The organism is Streptomyces sp. NBC_01803 (assembly GCF_035917415.1).
Classification (GTDB): domain Bacteria; phylum Actinomycetota; class Actinomycetes; order Streptomycetales; family Streptomycetaceae; genus Streptomyces.
The window spans coordinates 4175291-4194396 of sequence record NZ_CP109073.1 but is presented as its reverse complement, the minus strand read 5'-3'; the positions used below and the strand labels follow the sequence as shown (position 1 = coordinate 4194396).

Annotated in this window: 11 protein-coding genes; 5 read left to right on the top strand and 6 right to left on the bottom strand. The window is 72.2% G+C overall.

Going from position 1 to position 19106, the window contains the following annotated elements:
• Together OIE51_RS19155 and OIE51_RS19150 are read right to left on the bottom strand one after the other, a co-directional pair.
• On the bottom strand, window positions 1–717 hold the full coding sequence (locus OIE51_RS19155) for a hypothetical protein (protein WP_326598961.1): 717 nt from the start codon (window positions 715–717) through the stop codon (window positions 1–3).
• Window positions 717–5288, bottom strand: a complete 4572-nt coding sequence (locus OIE51_RS19150) for an FtsK/SpoIIIE domain-containing protein (protein WP_326598959.1) — start codon at window positions 5286–5288, stop codon at window positions 717–719. The genes OIE51_RS19155 and OIE51_RS19150 overlap by 1 nt, the downstream gene beginning before the upstream one ends.
• 292 nt (window positions 5289–5580) lie before the next feature.
• Between OIE51_RS19150 and OIE51_RS19145 the strand changes: the two genes are divergently transcribed.
• Entirely contained in the window at window positions 5581–5880 is a 300-nt protein-coding gene (locus OIE51_RS19145) for a WXG100 family type VII secretion target (RefSeq protein ID WP_326598958.1), read from the top strand.
• A 353-nt stretch (window positions 5881–6233) separates the two neighbouring features.
• Window positions 6234–6395 (top strand): hypothetical protein, encoded by a 162-nt coding sequence (locus OIE51_RS19140; protein ID WP_326598956.1) that lies wholly within the window; start codon window positions 6234–6236, stop codon window positions 6393–6395.
• A 175-nt stretch (window positions 6396–6570) separates the two neighbouring features.
• Here the strand turns inward: OIE51_RS19140 and OIE51_RS19135 are convergent, their stop codons facing one another.
• Genes OIE51_RS19135 through OIE51_RS19125 form a run of 3 tightly spaced genes read right to left on the bottom strand, consistent with a single transcriptional unit; the run spans window position 6571 to window position 14111 of the window.
• The gene (locus OIE51_RS19135) at window positions 6571–11319 is read right to left on the bottom strand and encodes a DNA repair ATPase (protein WP_326600696.1); all 4749 of its coding nucleotides are present in this window, start codon (window positions 11317–11319) and stop codon (window positions 6571–6573) included.
• 14 nt (window positions 11320–11333) lie between these two features.
• A complete protein-coding gene (locus OIE51_RS19130) occupies window positions 11334–13382 on the bottom strand; it encodes an SPFH domain-containing protein (RefSeq protein WP_326598954.1) in 2049 nt (682 codons plus the stop codon).
• A 54-nt stretch (window positions 13383–13436) separates the two neighbouring features.
• Window positions 13437–14111, bottom strand: coding sequence for a hypothetical protein (locus OIE51_RS19125; protein WP_326598953.1), 675 nt, complete (start codon window positions 14109–14111; stop codon window positions 13437–13439).
• A gap of 150 nt (window positions 14112–14261) precedes the next feature.
• Between OIE51_RS19125 and OIE51_RS19120 the strand changes: the two genes are divergently transcribed.
• The 3 genes from OIE51_RS19120 (at window position 14262) to nhaA (ending at window position 18090) form a co-directional block, all read left to right on the top strand.
• A complete protein-coding gene (locus OIE51_RS19120) occupies window positions 14262–15596 on the top strand; it encodes a TrkH family potassium uptake protein (protein WP_326598952.1) in 1335 nt (444 codons plus the stop codon).
• 24 nt (window positions 15597–15620) lie between these two features.
• Window positions 15621–16346 carry a potassium channel family protein gene (locus OIE51_RS19115; protein WP_326598951.1) on the top strand — a complete coding sequence of 242 codons (726 nt, stop codon included), beginning with the start codon at window positions 15621–15623 and terminating at the stop codon, window positions 16344–16346.
• Between the two features lie 469 nt (window positions 16347–16815).
• Entirely contained in the window at window positions 16816–18090 is a 1275-nt protein-coding gene (nhaA, locus tag OIE51_RS19110) for a Na+/H+ antiporter NhaA (protein ID WP_326598950.1), read from the top strand.
• On the opposite strand, the gene OIE51_RS19105 is transcribed toward nhaA, so the two are convergent.
• The gene (locus OIE51_RS19105; protein ID WP_326598949.1) at window positions 18060–18995 is read right to left on the bottom strand and encodes a tetratricopeptide repeat protein; all 936 of its coding nucleotides are present in this window, start codon (window positions 18993–18995) and stop codon (window positions 18060–18062) included. The genes nhaA and OIE51_RS19105 overlap by 31 nt on opposite strands.
• Window positions 18996–19106 lie beyond the last annotated feature (111 nt).

Below are 19106 nucleotides of genomic sequence, written 5' to 3'. Positions count from 1 at the left end.
TCACGGAGTGCCGCCCGCCATCTCCTCGGTGCCGTACGAGCCCAGCACCGGCACCCCGGCCGCCCGCGCCGTCTCCACCAGCGCGTTCGACACGTCGGGCCGCAGCGCCAGGAACGCCGTGGTGTACATGCACGCGCGCACCGTCCGCTCCCGGCCCAGCAGCCCGCGCGTCACGAACTCGCAGGCGACATCGGGCCCGTTCTCCTCGGACCCGTTCTCCTCGGACCCGTTCTCCTCGGACCCGTTCTCATCCCGTCGGCGCGCCGACCGCTCCCGCAGCTTCGCCACGAGTGTCTTCAGCCCGCCCGCGATCTTGCCCAGCGCCCACCTGCGGCCGGGCAGCGGCGGCAGCAGCGCCCGCAGCCGCTCGCTCTCCGCCTCGATCGAGTGCGCGGCGACCGCCGTGACCCCGTTGTGCAGCCGGATGTGGACGATCTTCTCCCACGGCACGTCGTCCTCGCCGTCGAACCCGAGCCCCTCGGGCCCGATCCGGACCGAGCCCAGCCCGTCCAGCGCGCCCAGCGGCTTGGCGAGCGCCTTCGGCACACGCGGATGGCGGGCGATCAACGCGCCCACGCTGAACTCCCAGGGTTCGCCCACCGGAACGGCGACCGGCCCCGGATAGGCGGACATCCGCGCCACCATCCAGGAGCCGGACGCGGCGACGGCGGACCGGGCCGAGGCACCGAGTCCGCCGAGCCGTCTGCCGATCTCCATTACGGCGCGGGCGTTGTCACGGTGAACGGCACGCCGTCGCCCAGGTGCAGGATCGCCCGGCCCGGCGTCGGCTGCTCACTCGCCGCGCTGCGCGGCAGTTTGGCGCCGATCAGCTCGCCGTGCCGGTGGCTCGACGGCGACAGCAGCACACCGCGACGGGCCTTCTTCGCGTCGACCTGCCAGCCCGAGAAGCCGCCGCAGATATCGCCCTCGTCACCGGCCAGCACCAGGTAGCGGCCCAGCTCGGAGCCCTGCGTGATGATGTTCTTCAACTCGTCGCCGCCGTCCGCGCGCCGCAGGTCCTCACCGTCGTCCACCAGGAAGACGATCGGGTGGTCGGGGGACGACGTGCTCATCGCCTCCCGCACCTCGGCCTCCGAGATGTCGTCGCCGGTGAACACCTGGATGACGCCCTCCTGGCCGGCCAGATCGCGCAGCGGCGACGGCCGGGGCGCGGCGATGACCAGCCGGACGCCCTGCGCCAGATACGACTTGGCGAGCATCAGCATCACCGTGGACCGGCCGGACTTCGCCGGCCCGGCGATGATGAACGCCGGGGTGCCCTGCGCGAGATCGGGACCGTAGCCCATCAACTCGTCGCCGCCGACGCCGATCAGGCCCCACAGCCGGGACTCCGAAGCCTCCGGGTCGCGCATCTCCCAGGCGTCCGCGAAGGTCAGGCGGCTGGGCAGCACATCCACCCGGAACGGCCGCCTGCCACGCGCCACCGCCGCGTCGCGCTGGGTGGCCCAGTCCCCGATGGCCGTCAGCGCCGCCGCCTGTGCCTGGCCGGACAACTCCTCAGCCAGCACCGCGACCTGAATTTCCGTCAGCGCCTGGTTGCGGAACATCCGGCCGTCCGCGATCTCCTCGGGCACCTTGCGGGCGGGCATCCCGATGTTGGAGTAGTCGCTCCGGTCGGACAGCCGGAGCGTGTACCGCTCCTCGGTCAGGGCGCTGATGCGGCCCGACAGCACGGTGCGGTCGCCGGTGATGATGAGGTGGATGCCGACGCTGGCGCCCTCGCGGAGGATCACGAACAGCTCGTCGGTCAGCGCGCCGTGGTCGATCTCGCCCAGAGTGCTGACCCAGCCCTCCCAGCGGTCGAGCAGCACCACGATGTGCGGCAGCCGCTTGTCGGGCTCGGCGGCGGCCCGCTGCTCGCCGATGTCGGCGAGCGCGTCCTGCCCCAGGATCTCCTGGCGGCGGTCGACCTCCGAGCGCAGCCGCTTGATGAGGCGGCGGACGCGCTCGGTCTGGTTGCGGTTGACGACGGCACCGCAGTTGGGCAGCCGGGTCAGGGCGTTGAGCGCGCCGTTGCCGCAGTCGATGCCGTACAGGTGGACGTCGGCCGTGGAGTGGATCCACGACAGCGAGCCCGCGATCGTGCGCAGGAGCTGGGACCGGCCGCTGCGCGGCGCGCCACCGACGATCATGTGGCCGAAGACCTTGAAGTCGATGGCGACGGACCGCCTGGCCTGCTGCTCGGGCAGGTCCTCCACTCCGTAGGGCGCGGCGGGCAACGGTCCGGCCGGGGCCGGGTGTTCGAGGTCGCGCAGCAGCACCTTGTCGCCGAGCGCGGGCAGCCACGGGCTGTGCTGCTTGACGAAGCCGAGCTGCCGGTCGGCCTCGATGACGGAGTCCACCAGCACCTTCAGATCGGTGATCTCCTCCTCTTCCGCCTTGGCGCCCGCCGGACGCTTGAGCCGGCCCCGGCCGAGGTCGTTCCACTCCAGACGCCCGGCCCACGGGCGGGCCACCGCCGGGTCGACCGCGCCGGGCCGGCGTCCGCCGACGCGGCCGGACTGGAACGGCACCAGCGAGGTGTGACCGAGCCGCACATAGGCCCGTCCCGGCGTCGACTTCGCGATGAACCCGGCGTCGGGCGCGTCGATGACGTCCGACGACTCACTGGCGTCGGTGACGCGCAGCGCGATCCGGAGGTTGGTGTTGGCGCGGATCTCCGGGGAGACCACACCGCTCGGCCGCTGGGTGGCCAGCAGCAGGTGAATGCCGAGGGACCGGCCGCGCTGCGCGATGTTGACCAGACCCTTCACGAAGTCCGGCAGCTCACGGACCATCGAGGCGAACTCGTCGATGACGATGAGCAGTCGGGGCATCGCGACGAGCTGCCCCGGCGAGCGGCGCATCAAGTCCTGGTAGTCCTCGATGTCCTTGGCGCCGACCCCGGCCAGGATGTGCTCGCGGCGGGTCAGCTCGGCGCCGAGGGAGGCCAGCGCGCGTTCCACCAGATGGTTGTCGAGGTCGGTCACCATGCCGACGGTGTGCGGCAGTTGGACACAGTCCTTGAACGCGGAGCCGCCCTTGTAGTCGACCAGGACGAACGTCATGTTCTCGGGGGTGTTGGCCACCGCCAGCGAGGCGACGATCGTCTGGAGCAGCTCGGACTTGCCGGAGCCGGTGGTGCCGGCGATCAGACCGTGCGGGCCGTCGCGGCGGATGTCGATGGCGAACGCCCCGTCGTAGGACTCGCCGATCACCGCTTCCGTCGACTGGCCGCCCAGCCGCCAACGGGCCGCGATCGCGCCCGCCGTCGGCGGCTCCATCTCGATGACGTCCAGGAGTCGGCTGGAGGACGGGATCGCCGCGTCCTCGGACTCGCCGCTGATGTCGCGGATCGGGGAGAGCGAACGGGCCAGCAGCTCGCACCACTCGGACCGTACCCAGTCCGGCCGGACGTTCCTGATGCGCCAGGCACCGGTCTGCTCGACGCGCAGCCGGTCCGCGAGCTGGGCGGGCGCGGGACCGGCGAACTGGCCGGGCCCGGGGGCGCCGCCGGGAACGGCGAGGAAGGTGTGGAAGCCGGTGGCGTAGCCCGGCTGCCGGGCGCCGCCCTGCCCGCCGACGCGGTCCGGGTTGGGCTCGGCGATGACCACGGCCTGACACTCGCCAGGCAGGAAACGCTCCTCATCGTCCAGGCACAGCGCGAAGATCGAGGCGTCAGGCCCCTCGCGCAGCAGCCGGATCACACCGGGCAGCGACCGCATGCGGCGCGAGCCGTCGAAGATGACGACGATGTCCGGGTCCTTGAAGGTGGTGGCGCCCTGCGAACGGGCCTGCTTGGCGGCCTTCTGCCGGGCGTCGAGCAGGCCGGTCAGCTCCGCGATACGGGCGCCGATGGTCTCCGCGTCGGTGCCGATCAGCGCGTTGATCTCGTGCTCGGGCGTGGGCCTGACATGCGGCAGCCAGCGCATCCAGTCCCAGCTGTGCTGGCCGGAGCCGTCCGTCAGCAGGAAGAACTGGACATCGACCGGGCTGTGCAGCACGGATATCTGGCCGACCGCCCAACGGGCCAGCGCGCGGGCCGAGTCACCGGGACCGGCGAGGCCGACGACCCCGAGGGTCCGCAGCGGCAGCGTGACGGGCGCGTCCGCGATCTTCCAGAACACCTGCCGCTTGTGCTCGTCCTGCTCCGGGTCGTTCAGGACGACTTCGGAGTCCAGCTCGACGGTGCCGACACGGATGAGGAGATGATCGTTGTCGGTGCGCCGGCGCTCCCACAGCCGGGTGCGCGGGCCGGTGGCCTGCGTCAGCACGGTCGCCGGGTCGGGGGCGGCGTGCCGACGGGCGAAGCGCTCCGCGATGAGCGCGTCCCGGGCGTCCTTCTCGATCCGGGCCTTGCGCTCCCCGTACTCCTCGACCTTCTTGGCGTGGGATATGCGCCCGCGCTTCTTGTCCATCATGTAGTTGGACAGCATCATGATGGGGCTCATGAAGGCCATCATCAGGAAGATCCAGCGGCCGGTGATGCTGGCCATGGCGACCGCGCCGACGACGGGCAGAAGCGCCATCAGGATCGGCAGGGGCCGCTTCTCGCGCTCGCCGGGCGGCCGGGGCAGCGTGAACTTGGTCTGCCGCTCGGGCGGCAGGAGCCTCGGCGGCCGGTTGTAGTCGAGACCGCCGCCGTCCTCGGAGACCTTCAGCGCGGCGTCCGGCGGGAAGTACGGCGTGAGCTCGAAGAGGGAGTCCCCGACAGCGAGTTGCTTGCCGAGCTTCCAGTCGCCGCGATCACCCTCGGTGTGTGCGAACGGCTCGCCGTCGATCAGCGGCTGCGTCTCGCTGTAGACGGTGACCTTGCAGGTGCCCTCGGCGGCGACGCGCAGCGTCATCGCGTGTTCGGGGAGGGTGGGGTCCTCGACCCGGATGTTCATGTTCTGCCCGCTGCCGATCTCGACGCGGCCGACACCCATGCGGTGCACCGCGCCGGCGGCCGGCCCGCCGACGACGCGCAGCTCGACGATGCCCTGGGGCTCGCCGGGCCAGCAGCCGCTGGGGTTGTGCAGGCTGATGACGGTGCCCTCACGCAGCGGGGACTGGGCGAGGGTGAGGGAGGGATCGACGTACTCACCGTTGACGAAGAGGTGCGCCGCGCCGACCACGTCCCCGGGCATGCCCTGCCCGGCCATCGCGACCGGCTGGCTGAACCGGCTCCCGACCAGACGCGTGAACTCGGGCGCCAGGTCGCCGATCTGCGTCTCGGGGGCGGCATCGATCACGGTGTCGGCACTCAGACCCCCGACTGGGTCGACGACTGTCAGCGTCAGGCGCACGCTGTTCCTCCCGTTGTGACACAGCAAAGTGCTTCGCTGGACATGACCATAATCGCATCTTGCGTGGGTGTGACAACGGGTGCTGGGAGTTGGTGCAACCGCAACGCGACCGACGGCGTCCTACGTTCCGCCGAGGCGCTCGGGCGCCCTCTTGACCGGGGGTACCGCCCTGTGCGTCACGGACGTAGTCTGAGTGCGCGTGGCACCTGTGCCGGTTCACGAGGGCCACGCGACACACCGGTATCCAGCGGAGGGACCGGCCCTCCGCCCCACATCAGAAGGGGGATTCGTCATGGCCGATATCAATGTGACATATGACGACATGCGGGAGGCGGGCGACCGGCTCGTCTCCGAGTACGAGACCATGGACGCCAAGCTCGAAGAGCTTCAGGGCTACATCGATGGTCTGGTGGCGGACGGCTATGTGACGTCGCGGTCGTCGCGTGCCTTCGACGAGTCCTACCGGGAGTTCACCCAGGGTGCCAAGAAGGTGCTTGAGGGTCTCCAGGGCATGGGCCAGTTCCTGAGGACCGCGGCCGACACGATGGAGGAGACCGACACCGGTCTCGAAAGCGCCATCCGCGGCGGCTGACACAGCCCCGTCCCCCGCAGGGCGGTGCCCGACCACGTACCCCGTGGTCCTGGGCGCCGCCCTGCGGCCGTTGTGAACATGTGCGAATCCGGCGAAGATTTTGAGTGCGCCCGGTCAGCCCTTGAGATGCCCGACGAAGGCTTCCCACGCCCGCGCCGGGACAACGAGCCGCCCGCCCCACCCCGGCCGGCCTGGAGCAGGCGGTGCTGATCGTGGCCCGCCAGGACCTGGCCGCCGTCGCATCCGCCTCCCTCCCCTGGCGGCACCGGACGAACTCACCTCCTACGTCTGCGTCCTGAAGCGGAGCCTGGGCAAGTGCTCCAGCTCTTCGCCGAGATCGGAGCCAACGACCGATGACCACCCGAGCCGGCATCCTGGCCCCGATCGACATCGACGCCTCAACGGTGCGCCCCGACGACAAACTCCTCATCGGCGGCCAGGTCTTCACGGTCCGAGCCCTGACCCCCTCCACGGCGGCGGCAGCCGCCTGGACTTCACCACCGGCGAGTCCCTGACCCTCCGCCGCACAACAGTCCTCCGGGCCACCCGCCTGATCTCCCCCGGACTCCCCACCCGCACCAGGAAATGAACAGCCGCCGCACCCACCTCACCGCGACAGCCCGTGTCTCCGGTCAGACGGACTGCCATCGTCCTCTCCCCCGAGTACGACGAGCCGTTCGTCGTTGCGACTTAGCGTGACGCCGTCCATGTGCGTTTGATCTCGGCCCAGCGGGCGGCCTGTTCGGGTGTGAGACGGCCGCGCAGTTCGGCCAGCTTCAGCAGGTTCGCCTCCGCGCCCGTCGTCAGTGTCTGGGCCTCGGCCAGGTAGTGGTCATCGATGACGGCCTCCAGCTCCGCGTCGTCCATCACCGGCACGATCCGTTCCGCCAGCTTGTTGGTGTTGCGGTACGAGCCCTGGAGGCGGAACGGCGGCTCGGTGCGGGTCACGTCATCCTGGCCGGCCGAGGCGATGTAAGCCGCGTTCACCTTCAACGTGGTGCGCTGGACATGCAACAGCTTCCGCAACACGCTCAGGATCTGGTCCCGTTCGGCGGGCGTGTAGGGGTGGCTCAGCCGTTCGGCCGAGGCCGTCCCGTCGCCGCGCGCCAAGCGGACCAGCAGGTCGATGTCGTCGCGTTCGCGGGCCGCGAGCGGAGCGAGCACGGGGTTGGCGGTGAGCGCGTTCTCGATGTGGCTGAGGGCGAACAGGTCCTCGCGGCCGGTCAGTACGTCCCCCAGGTTCCACACGTCGGCGCGGTTGGCGAGCATGTCGGGCAGGCGGAAACGGGAGCCGGACTCGGTGAACGGGTTGCCCGCCATCGAGACCGCGAAGCGCTTGCCGCGCAGGTCGTGGGCGCGCACGCCGTCCACCCGCCGCTGCGCGTCACACAGCGGGATGAAGCGCTGGAGCAACTCGGGCGACGTGTGCTGGATGTCGTCCACATGGAGCAGGACGTTGTTGCCCATCTCCAGCGCGAAGTTGATCTTCTCGACCTCACGGCGGGCCGCGCCGTCGGGGGCGGCGGCCGGGTCCAGGGAGGTCGTGCCGTGGCCGAGGGCGGGGCCGTCGACCGTGACCAGCACCAGACCGAGGCGCGCCGCGACGTACTCGACCAGCGTCGTCTTGCCATAGCCGGGCGGGGAGAGCAGGAGCAGCAGGCCCTGGCTGTCGGTGCGGCGGGTGTCCCCGGCGGTGCCGATCTGCTTGGCCAGGTTGTCCCCGATCAGCGGCAGGTACACCTCGTCCAGCAGCCGGTTGCGGACGAACGCGGGCATGACGCGCGGCCGGTGGGCGGTCAGCCGCAGCCGGTCGCGCTCGGCGTCGAGGAGCGCGTTGCGGCGGCGGACGTAACGGCGGTGGGCCGGTACGCGGTTCAGCCGGAAGTCCGTGGTGCGGGTCAGGAACTCATCCAGCCGGACCGTCAGTTCGCCGCCGCTGATCCTCGGGTGGCTGCCGAGCAGGCCACGGGCCGTGGCGGCGATCGGGGCGTCGACCGTCCGGTGCTCGACGGCGTCGGCGCACAACTCGACGGCCGCCGCCTCGGGCAGGTCGGTGGTGTCGCGGCCGGTGGCCTCGGCGAACGCGCCCAGCCAGGCGGTGACGAGCTGCCGCCGGGCGGCCGGGTCGGCGGCGAGCGCGGTCAGCTCCTGGGCCAGCTCCTTCCGCCCGGTGGCGCCGAGGGCCGCCCGGAAGTCGTCCAGCAGCGACCGGGCCGTGGCGCTGACGACGAACGCCGGTCCGCCGATGGCCAGTTCCTCGAAGAGATACGCACCCGACGCGGCGGACACCTCCGTCACACTCGACGCGGCGGACGCCCCCGGCCCCAGATACGCGGCAACGGCGGAAGCGAGCTCCGCCGTCAGCGCGGGAATCGCGGCCGGGGTGCCGCCGAACGTCGCACGGGCGCGGGCCAGCGACTGGGCGCGCAACGCCCAGGCGCGGCGCGCCGGTTCGTCGCAGCCGAGGGCCCAGAAGAGCTGGGCGGCGGCCCGCGCGTCCGGCGGGTGGCGCAGCAGGTCCGCGCCCTCCCGCAGCCGCAGCAGCACGGTCAGGATCTCCACCGCGTCATGGTCGTGGACGCCCCGGTCGTAGCCCTCGTCGTAGGCCGACTCGGCGGCCCGCCGGACCAGTTCGACAGCGTCCCCGGAAACGGGGGCCGAGGCGAAGACGGTCGCCGCCAGGTGCTCCGACCGGTAGACCTCGGGCGACTCCGAGACCAGCGGCTGGTCCCAGAAGCCGCGCGCGGCGGCCAGCTCCGGATCGGCCACCGGCGCCCGGTAGTCGGTGCCGGTGACAGCGAACGCCAGCCCGTCGCCGTGCGGCACCAGCGTCAGGTCGATGGGCTGGGTGGTGACGGAGAAACGGTGACGGCCGAGCCGGACCGTGCCGTCCGCGCCGTACAGGTCGGCCCGGTCGCGCAGCGCGCGGCCCGCCTCCTGCCGGGCGGCCTTCAGCCGCCCGTCCAGCTCGTCGGCGCGGACCGTCTCGCCGATACCGCGCAGTTCGCCCGCGGTGGTACGGACGCGGGCGACGAGCGGGTCGGCGGCGAAGTAGGCGTTGACCTCGTCCAGGGTGTCCAGCGCGGTGGCCCGGCGGACGACCGTGGTCAGCACCCGGTCGGCGGAGTCGGCCAACCGCTGTGCGTGGCGGGCGCGTTCGTCGAGCTGCGCCTGCTTGCGGGCGGCGAAGGTTTCGTAGATCTCGTCGCGCTGCCGGGTGAGCTGTTCGAGGTAGTCATCGAACATGCCGAAGCGGGCGGTCAGATTCTCCGCCTGGAGCAGCAGCCGGCCGAGGTGCTCGTCGCACTCCTCCGGAGTGCGGGCGGCGGCGAGCGCGGCGATGACGGCTTGGCCCAACAGCGCGTACTCGGCGGCGAACTCGGCGCGCCCCTCGCTCTCCAGCAGCTCACGGCGGCGGCCGTCGAGGACGGCGCGGGCACGGTTGACCGCGCTCATCACCTCGCCGATCCGGGTCAGCAGCTCGGTGCGGACGGTGGCGTCCCCGATGTCGAGCCCGCCGATGACGTCGGTCACCGTCCGCAGCGCGTCGGCCTGTTCATGGATCTCGGCGGCCAACGGCTCGGCGTGGCCGGTGGTCTCGACCTCGGCGGCGCGCTCGGTGAGGCGGGTGACAGCGGCGTGGCTGTCGTCGAAGGCGTCGGCCCCGGACAGGAACGTGACCGCCCGGCGGCCGGTCGCGGCCAGGGATTCGGCCAGCCTCGCCGCGATCCCGTCGATCGCCGCGAGGTCGGCGTACCGCAGCTCCCGCAGGGACTCCACCGAGCCCTGGGCGCGGCGCAGTTCGGTGAGGAGGGCCACCCACTGGGCGGCGCTCCTCGGCGCCTCGCCGCGGGCCCGCCGCAGCAGGGCGGTGACCTCCGTCCCGGCCTCGGTGACGGCGGTCCGCGTCTGCCGCCGGAGCTGGCGGACGCGCTCGTACTCCGCGATGACCTGGGCGGCGGTGGCGCGCAGCGTCGCCACGGGCTCGTGCAACGCGGCGAATCCGTCCAGCGCCAGCCAGTGGTACTGGTCGGTGAGCCGGTCGCAGGCGGCGACGACCGCTTCGAAGACGGCGGTGTCGGGGGCGAGTTCGGTGGCGAGGCGGGCGACGGTCAGCGCGTCCGAGATGCCGCGCACCAGCTCGGCGTTGCCGACGCGGGCCAGCGGCCCCTCGCCCGGCGGCCGGGCGGCGGCGTGCGCCTCGGAGACGAACGGCGTGCGCCACAGCTGCACCGCGTGCACGCGGCCCGGCTCGGGGGCGTCGGCGCGGCACAGGGCCATGGTGCCGTCGTCCAACAGCGCGAAGCCGTGGGCGGTGAGCGGGGCGGCGATCTCCTTGCGGATGAGGTTGTAGGGCAGCAGCAGCGCGCGGTTGGTGGCCGGGTCGCGGAAGACGTACAGCACGTCCTCGCCGTTGGGCGAACGGACCGCCGCGTCGAACGTCAGCCCGCGTGTGTCGGTGTCGAAGGTCCGGGCCGCGGCGCCGGTGGGCGCGGCGGCGAGGTAGTACCCGCCAGGGAAGACGAGACCCTGGTCGTCGGGGAGCGCCCGGCACGCCTGGCCGATGCCGTCGAGGCGGACGACCTCCCTGGTACGGGTGTTGTGGACGAGGTAGCGGTGGGCCGTCTCGTTGTACGGCAGGACGCGCAGCAGCACCAGCGGGCCGACGCGGGCGGTGGAGACCTGCGCGTCGGCCAGCGACTGGAGCGGATCGTCCACCGGCTCGCGGTACGCGACGGCCGCCTCGTCCTCCCCGGCGGTGACGGTGAGTTCACCCCCGACCGTGGAGACGGTCAGCCCGCCCCCGGCCGGCCCGCCCCCCGGCAGCCCGCCGCCGATCGCGATGTGCGGACGCGGCCCGTCCGCGACGTGCTGCTCGCGGCTCGTCGGCGTCCAGGCGAAGTCATGGGCGGCGGCGGGGACATCGTCGCGTTCGCCCTTGGCGTCGAGATACTCGGGCCGACCGTCCGGGCGCAGCCGCCAGCGCAGCACGCGGGTGTCGGTCGCCGCCTCGCCGGTCTGGAACACGGCGAGCAGCAGCGAGCCGACGGTGCGCAGGCGGCGCAGGCGCGCGCCCCGGTAGTAGCGGTACAGCTCCTCGACATCGCGTTGGAACGCGGGGTCGTCCAGCAGCCCCGGCACCGCGTCGGGCGGCGCCGGAGCGAGGGATCCCTCGCCCGAGGTGCGGTGGAGGGTGAGGGTGTCGCGGCCGGCGGGCACGTGGTGCCCGAACAGCAGCAGCCCGCCGACCTGCGCCACATCGCGCGGCAGGGCCGGGAGTTCGGTACGCACCCGGTCCGTCGCGACGAGTTCGAGCCCGGAGCCGCCGAACGTCTCGGTGCGGCGCTCGTTCAACGTCCGGGCGCGTCCCGCGAGTCCGGCGGCGGCGGCCGTCATGCGGTCGCGCAGCACCTCATAGCTGCCGGAGTCCATGTCCATCCCGTCGGCCCCGGTCACTTGCCGAGCGGCACGGACGGCACGGCCGGTCCCGAAGTCCCGCCCCCCGTGGAGCCGTTGAGCCGAATGTCGGCCAGCCCCTGCGCCCGCACGGTCTCCAGCAGACCGCCCAGCGCGCCGGAACGGTCGCCGCCGTGGCTGATGAGCGCGGTCAGCAGCCCGGCAAGGGTGAGGTCGCGCACCCCGCCCGCGCCCAGCCCGGCGAGCATCGCGCCGAGGTCACGGGTGAACGTGGAGCCGTCCTTGTCCAGCCAGGGCCCGGCCATCGTCCGCACGTGCTCGGAGTGTTCGACGAAGGCGTCCACGCCCTTGCCCGCCGAGATGGCGCCGATCAGCCGGTCGAAGAAGACGGAGTCCCCGCCGACGATGTCGATCTTCGCGTTCTCCAGCCCCGCGCTGACGACGGCGGCCTGGGCCTCCGCGATCTGCCGCCGCACGTCGATGCCGGCGATCCGGATCTCCTTCTCCGCCTCCAGACGCAGCCGGTACTCCTCGTGGTCGCGGCTGGCGGCGTCGAGGACGGCCATCGCACCGGCCTTGTCCCGGATGCCGACGGCCTCGGCGACCATCTTCTCGCGCAGCGCCTCGGCCTCCGCCAGGCCCATCTCCTTGGCGGCCTCGGCCTCCGCGTGCCTGGTCCGGGCGATGGCGTCGGCCATTCGCTCCTGCACCTCGGCCTGGGCGAGCCCCTCGGCGGCGACATCCGCGCGCCTGCCCTCCGCGAGGCGGATGGCGGCCTGGGCGTCGAGGTCGGCGGCCTTGCGGCGGGCCTCGGCCATGGTCAGGGTCTCGCGGGCGCGGTGTTCGGCGGCCTGCTCGGCGGCCTCGGCGGCCTTGATGTCCTTGACCAGGCGCTCCTGTGCCTCGGCCTCGGCGTGGATGACGAGGGACTGCCGGTCGCGTTCGGCCTCCTCGACGGCGCGCAGCCTCTTGATGTCCTCCTCCTGCTGCGCGACGGTCTTCTCGACGGCGATCCGCTCCCGGATGACGTCCGCGATCTCCCGCTTCTCGCCCTCCAGTTCCTTGTCCTTGGCGATGCGCCGCAGCTCGGTGTCACGCTCGCGGGCGATGACCTCCAGCAGCCGGTCCTTCTCGATCCGCTCGTTCTCGATGGCGACGACCCGGTCCCGGTTGAGCCGGGCGACGACGATCTCGCGCTCGCGGTTCTCGTTCTGGACGCCGAGCTGCTCCTCGGTCTTGATGGCGGCGGTCTCCGAACGCAGCCGCTCCTCGGCCTGGATGCGGGCGGTCTCGGCCTCCTCGCGGGCACGGGTGGTCTCGATCTCGCGCCGCTGCTTGATCTCGGCGTCGGCCTGGCGTCGTTCGAGTTCGAGGACGGCTTCCCGGGCGTCGACGTTCTGCCGGGTGATCTCCTTCTCCTCGTTGCGCCGGAAGTCGTTGGTGAGGACGTTCTGGGCGGCGGTCAGCTCGGTGATCTTGCGGATGCCCTGGGCGTCGAGGATGTTGTTCTTGTCGAGGGCGCTGAGCGGGGTCTGTTCCAGGTAGTCGATCGCCGCGTCCTCCAGGCTGTAGCCGTTGAGATCGGTGCCGATGACGGCGATGATCCGGTCGCGGAACTCCTCGCGCTTGGTGTAGAGGTCGGCGAAGTCGAGCTGCTTGCCGACGGTCTTGAGCGCCTCGGAGAACTTGGCGTTGAACAGCTCCTGGAGCGTGGCCCGGTCGCTGGCGCGCTCGGTGCCGATGGCCTGGGCGACCTTGATGACGTCGGAGACCGTCTTGTTGACCCGGACGAAGAACGAGATCCGGATGTCCGCCCGGATGTTGTCCCGGCAGATCAGCCCCTCCCGCCCGGTGCGGCCGATCTCGATCGCCTTCACGGAGATGTCCATCACCTCCGCCTTGTGCAGCACGGGCAGCACGACGGCGCCGGTGAAGGTGACGTCCACCCTGCGCACCTTCGAGACGATCAGCGCCTTGCCCTGCTCCACCTTGCGGAAGAGCCGGCTGAGAATGAACACGACGGCCAGGGCGATGATCAGCAGCGAGGCGATGAGCACCCCGAGGCTTGTGCCGATGGTCTGCATGGTGAAAAGAGGCCCCCCTCGTGAAGCCGTGATTCCCGTCCCGTGAAGGACGTGTCAGGCCGGTGTCCGGTTCTCCTCGGGCCCCAACTCCCCTGATCCGCCGAGGTCGTAGGGGGCCACCCAGAAGAACTCGCGGTCCGCCTCGTAGCCGAAGATGAGCGCGCGGCGCCCCGAGGTCAGCTCGGCGGCCTCCGGTCCCTCGGCCCGCACCTGGATGATCGAGGTGCCGCCGTCGTCCGCCGCGACCTCGGCCTGGCCGAAGCCGGCGGTGACGCGGCCGGTGCGGATGACGCAGACCCGGCCCACGAAGTCCTCGTGGTAGATGCCGTGTTCGGCGGGGAACGTGCGGCGCAGCGGCAGCACCAGCAGGCGGGCGCCGGCCCAGCCGGCGAACAGCGCGGCGGGCAGGGTCAGCGCCCGCCGCCATCCGGCGTCGAGCAGCTCGGTCCCGGCCATGGCGGTGAACCAGCCCAGCGCGATGATCAGCGAGACGGGCACGGCGGCCGGGACCCCGCCGAGGCCGAGCAGCGCGAGCCCGCCGGCGAAGCCGCCCGGCGCCTCCGGCCCGGCGGCGGCCTCCGCGACGCCCGTTCCGACCCCGAAGAGGACGGCGAAGATCCAGTACGCCAGGACGACGCCGAGCGGAAACGTGAAGACAACAGCCGGGAACTGCAAGGCGGTCGAGCAGAAGTCGCCCATGTTCCACCCCCTCGCGACCACACCCGTCATCTTTATACGTCAGCGGCGCCACGGCCCGGTAGCCCCACGGAATCGGCAGGGGCACGTCAGGTGCGCGTTAGGGTGTCTCACCGACCACACGAACCAGCAGAACGGAACGACGTGGCGACGCCCCTCTTCAGACCCCGGCGCCGGTGGGTCATGGACACCCACCCGGCCCGCATGGTGGCCCTCGCCTTCGGCGTCACCGTCGTCATCGGCACCACCCTGCTCGCCCTGCCCGTCGCCGCGCAGGACGGCACCGCGCCGCCGCTGCTGACGGCGCTGTTCACGGCGACCTCGGCGGCGTGCGTGACCGGGCTGGCGGTGGTCGACACCGGCGGGTACTGGAGCGGCTTCGGCGAGGGCGTGATCCTGGTGCTGATCCAGGCCGGCGGCTTCGGGATCATGACCCTGGCCTCGCTGCTGGCGCTGCTGATCGCGGGCAAGCTGCGGCTGCGGATGACGCTGCACGCGCAGGCCGAGACGAAGATCGGCATCGGGGATGTCCGCCAGGTGCTGCTGCGGGTCGGGACCATCACCGTGGTCGTGGAGTCGGTCACGGCGCTGATCCTCACGCTCCGCTTCCACTTCGGGCACGGGGACCCGTTCGGCCGGTCCGTCTACCACGGGATCTTCCACTCGGTCGCGGCGTTCAACAACGCGGGCTTCGGACTGCGCGCGGACAACCTGGTGCACTACGCCGAGGATCCGTGGGTGCTGCTGCCGGTGGCGTTCGCCGTGATCATGGGCGGGCTCGGGTTCCCGGTGATCATCGAGCTGCTGCGGCACCGTGCGCGGCGCCGGGCCAGCGGGCGGCGCAACTGGTCCCTGCACCTGAAGCTCACCGTGCTGATGACGGCGGTGCTGCTGGTCGCGGGCACGCTGCTCACGCTGGGCCTGGAGTGGGGCAACCGGGGCACGCTGGGGCCGCTGGCCGTGGACGACAAGGTGGTCGGGGCGTTCTTCCACTCCACGGTGAGCCGTACCGCCGGGTTCAACGCGACCGACATCGCGGCGATGGAACCGGCGACGCTGCTGGGGACCTCGGTGCTGATGTTCATCGGCGGCGGCAGCGCGGGCACGGCCGGCGGCATCAAGGTGACCACGTTCGCGGTGCTGGGCGCGGCGATCATCGCGGAGGTGCGCGGCGAGCCCACCTCCGGCGCCTTCCGGCGCAAGCTCGCCCCGCACGTGCTGCGGCAGGCGCTGACGATCGCGCTGCTCGGCGTGGGGGTGGTGATCGTCTCGACGCTGGCCCTGCTGACGCTGGTGGACGCGTCGACGGACGCGGTGCTGTTCGAGGCGGTGTCAGCGTTCGGCACGGTGGGACTGACCGCCGGGCTGACGCCGACCCTGCCCGGCGGCGCGCAACTGATCATCATCGCTCTGATGTTCATCGGGCGTGTCGGGCCGATCACCATGGTCTCGGCCCTCGCCCTGCGGGAACGGAAACGGCGCTACCAGCATCCGGAAGAACGTCCGATCATCGGTTAGGCACACCACACAGTCGGGACGACCATGAGCAACTACCTGCACTCGATCCGCCGCCGCCGCGACAAACGGCTCGCCCAGACCTACGCCCAGCGCGACAGCGGCGACCAGCGGATCGCCGTCATCGGTTTGGGCCGCTTCGGCAGCTCCCTGGCCGAGGAGCTGATGCGCCGGGGCTGGGAGGTGCTGGGCGTGGACGAGGACGAGCGGATCGTGCAGCAGCACGCCGACGCCCTCACCCACGCGGCGGTGGCCGACTGCACCGACAACGAGGTGGTGCGGCAGCTCGGCGTGCACGAGTTCCCCAGCGCGGTCGTCGCCATCGGCACGGACATCGAGGCGAGCATCCTCGTCACCTCCAACCTGCTGGAGGACGGCGTGCCGAACATCTGGGCCAAGGCGATCAGCCGCCAGCACGGCAAGATCCTGGAACGGCTCGGCGCCCACCACGTCGTCCTCCCGGAGCACGAGATGGGCGAGCGCGTCGCCCACCTGGTCACCGGCCGGATGCTGGACTTCATCGAGTTCGACGACGATTTCGCCCTGGCCAAGACGGTGGCCCCGGACGTCGCGACCGGCGTCCCGCTCGGCGTCAGCGCGGTCCGGACGAAGCACGGCGTGACCGTCGTCGGCATCAAGCGGCCGGGGCAGGACTTCACCCACGCCACCGCCGAGACGGTCGTGGAGCCCGGCGATGTGATCATCATCACCGGGAAGACACAGGCCGTGGAGGCGTTCACCGACCTCGGGTGAACGTCCCCGCGTGCGCGGCGCCGGGTGAACGGTTCCCCGCGTGCGCGGTCCCGGGTGAACGTCCCCGCGTGCGCGGCCCCGGGTGAACGGTTCCCCGGGTGAACGTCCCCACGTGCGCGGCCCCGGGTGAACGTCCCCACGTGCGCGGCCCCGGGTGAACGTCCCCACGTGCGCGGCCCCGGGTGAACGTCCCCACGTGCGCGGCCCCGGGTGAACGTCCCCACGTGCGCGGCCCCGGGTGAACGTCCCCACGTGCGCGACCTCGGGTGAACGTCCCCGCGCGCGGCCCCCCGCGCGCGGCCCCACGTGCGCGGCCCCCGGGGTGAACGGCCCCCAGGTGACCCGGCGGGCGACCCGGGGTACGGTGTGAAGGCGGCGTCACCATCCCCTCCCCGACGCCGAAGGTGCGCCGGGAAGTCTGGTCGGCAACGGAACGAATCCGTCCGCTCCCGACGAAAGGCCGCCTCCCATGACGCCGCGACACAGCGCCGGGCCCCCGTTCCGCCTCACGCGGGACCCGAGGGCCGAGGAGGAGCGCAGCCGCCGCTCGGTGGCGGAGTTCCTGCGGCTGGAGACCACCGGCGGGATGCTCCTGCTGGCCGCGGCGGCACTCGCGCTGGTGCTCGCCAACTCCCCGATCGGTGACACCTACTTCGACCTGCGCGACCACCACCTCGACATTCCCGCGCTCGGCCTGGAGCTGTCGGTCGGCCACTGGGCCTCGGACGGCCTGCTCGCCGTCTTCTTCTTCATCGCGGGCATCGAGCTGAAACGGGAGCTGGTCGTCGGCGAGCTGCGCCGCCCGGCCGCCGCCGTGCTGCCGGTCGTCGCCGCCCTGGGCGGCATGATCACACCCGCCCTGGTCTACGTGGCGGTCGCCACCGCCGGCGGCGGGGACCTGACGGGCTGGGCGGTGCCGATGGCCACCGACATCGCCTTCGCGCTCGGCGTGCTGGCCGTCGCCGGCCGCCACCTGCCCTCGGCGCTGCGCACGTTCCTGCTCACCCTCGCCATCGTGGACGACCTGATCGCCATCGTGGTCATCGCCATCTTCTTCACCACGGACCTCGACCTGTGGGCGCTGCTCGGCGCCGTGGCCGGGTTCGTCGTCTTCGCGATCCTGCACCGGCGGAACGTGGGCGGCTGGTACGTCTACGTCCCGCTCGCGGTGGCGATCTGGGTGCTGATGTACAACAGCGGCGTGCACGCGACCGTCGCGGGCGTGGTGCTCGGCATGCTGCTGCGGAGCACGGCGGGGCCGCTGGAGAAGGAGTCCCCGGCCGAACGGGTCGAGCACGTCGTGCACCCGTTCTCCGCCGGGATCGCCGTGCCGGTGTTCGCCCTGTTCGCCGCCGGCGTGCGGGTCTCGGCGGGCACCTTCGGGGACATGGTCCGCGAGCCGGAGGCACTGGGCGTGACACTGGGACTGATCGCCGGGAAGATGATCGGCGTCCTCGGCGCCACCTACCTGGCCGCCCGCTTCACGGGGGCCCGGCTGCACCCGTCCCTGACCTGGCCGGACGTGGCCGCGGGCGCGATGCTCGCGGGCATCGGCTTCACCGTGTCGCTGCTGATCGCGGAGCTGGCCTTCGCCGAGGCGCCGCACCTGGAGGAGCACGTCAAGGTCGCCGTGCTGGTCGGCTCGGTGCTCTCGGCGCTGCTGGCGAGCCTGCTGCTGGTCGTGCGCGGCCGGACCCACCGGCGGACGGCGGCTCAGGACCCGGGCAGCAGCGTCCGCGCGTAGCTCTCCAACGACCGCTGGTAGCGCGGCAGATGGGGCACAAGCGCGCCGAGCGCCACCGCGACGGCCTCCCGCTCCCGGCCGGCGTCGACCAGGGCCAGCGCGAGGAACGCCCGGACGGCGTCGTCCAGTTGATCCGATCCGGTGGACAGCTCGGCGGACAGCAGCTCGACGCTCTCCGCCGCCCGCCCCGCGTCCCGCAGCGAGCCGGCCAGCGCGATCACCGCGCGCCGCCGCCGTTCACCGGTCAGCCCTTGGTCGAGCGCCCGCCGGAACAGCGGCTCGGCGCGGCCGGGCCGGCCGGTCGCGTCCAGCGCGGCGGCGCGCTCGAAGAGTCCCACGGGGCTGTCCGGCGGCAGCTCGGCGGTGAGCTTCTCGATCGTCGCCACGAACTCCGCCGCGGACGCCGCCCCGCCGTGCCGGTCGTTGGACGCCCAGGCGTTGGCCAGCCGCCGCTCCCACTCAGCTCCGCTCACCGGCTCACCCTCGCACCCGTTCACCGCCGCGGCCGAGGTGCCGACCTTGAAGGCGAGCCACACGGTCTTGCCGACCGGGTGCTCCGTGAAGCCGTAGGCGTCGGCCAGCTCGGCTATGAGCGACAGCCCGCGCCCGCCGTCACCGTCCGGGCGGAAGGCCCGGGGCACGGGCCGGCCGGAGCCGGTGTCCTGGACCGCGATCCGTAACCAGTCCGCGTCCGCTTCGAGCCGCACGCCGAACTCCCGTCCCGTGGGGGCGCCGTGCAGCAGCGCGTTGGTCGCCAGCTCGGACACGCACAGCCGGGCGTCGTCGCGCCGGTCGGCCAGCCCCCACTCGGCGAGCGTGGCCGCGGCGAAATCCCGCGCGGCGCGAACGGACGTGAGGTCCTGGGGGAACCACCGTTGCCGTGAACGGGACCGTGACAGGGACACGGTGCATCACCGCCTTGCCGAAGGGTGTTTACCCGCGTAGAAACCGTACCGCTCTTCGCGAAAGGCAACAAGGGGCGGACGACGGAGTTGATACGAAGAGCGGGTCGCCTA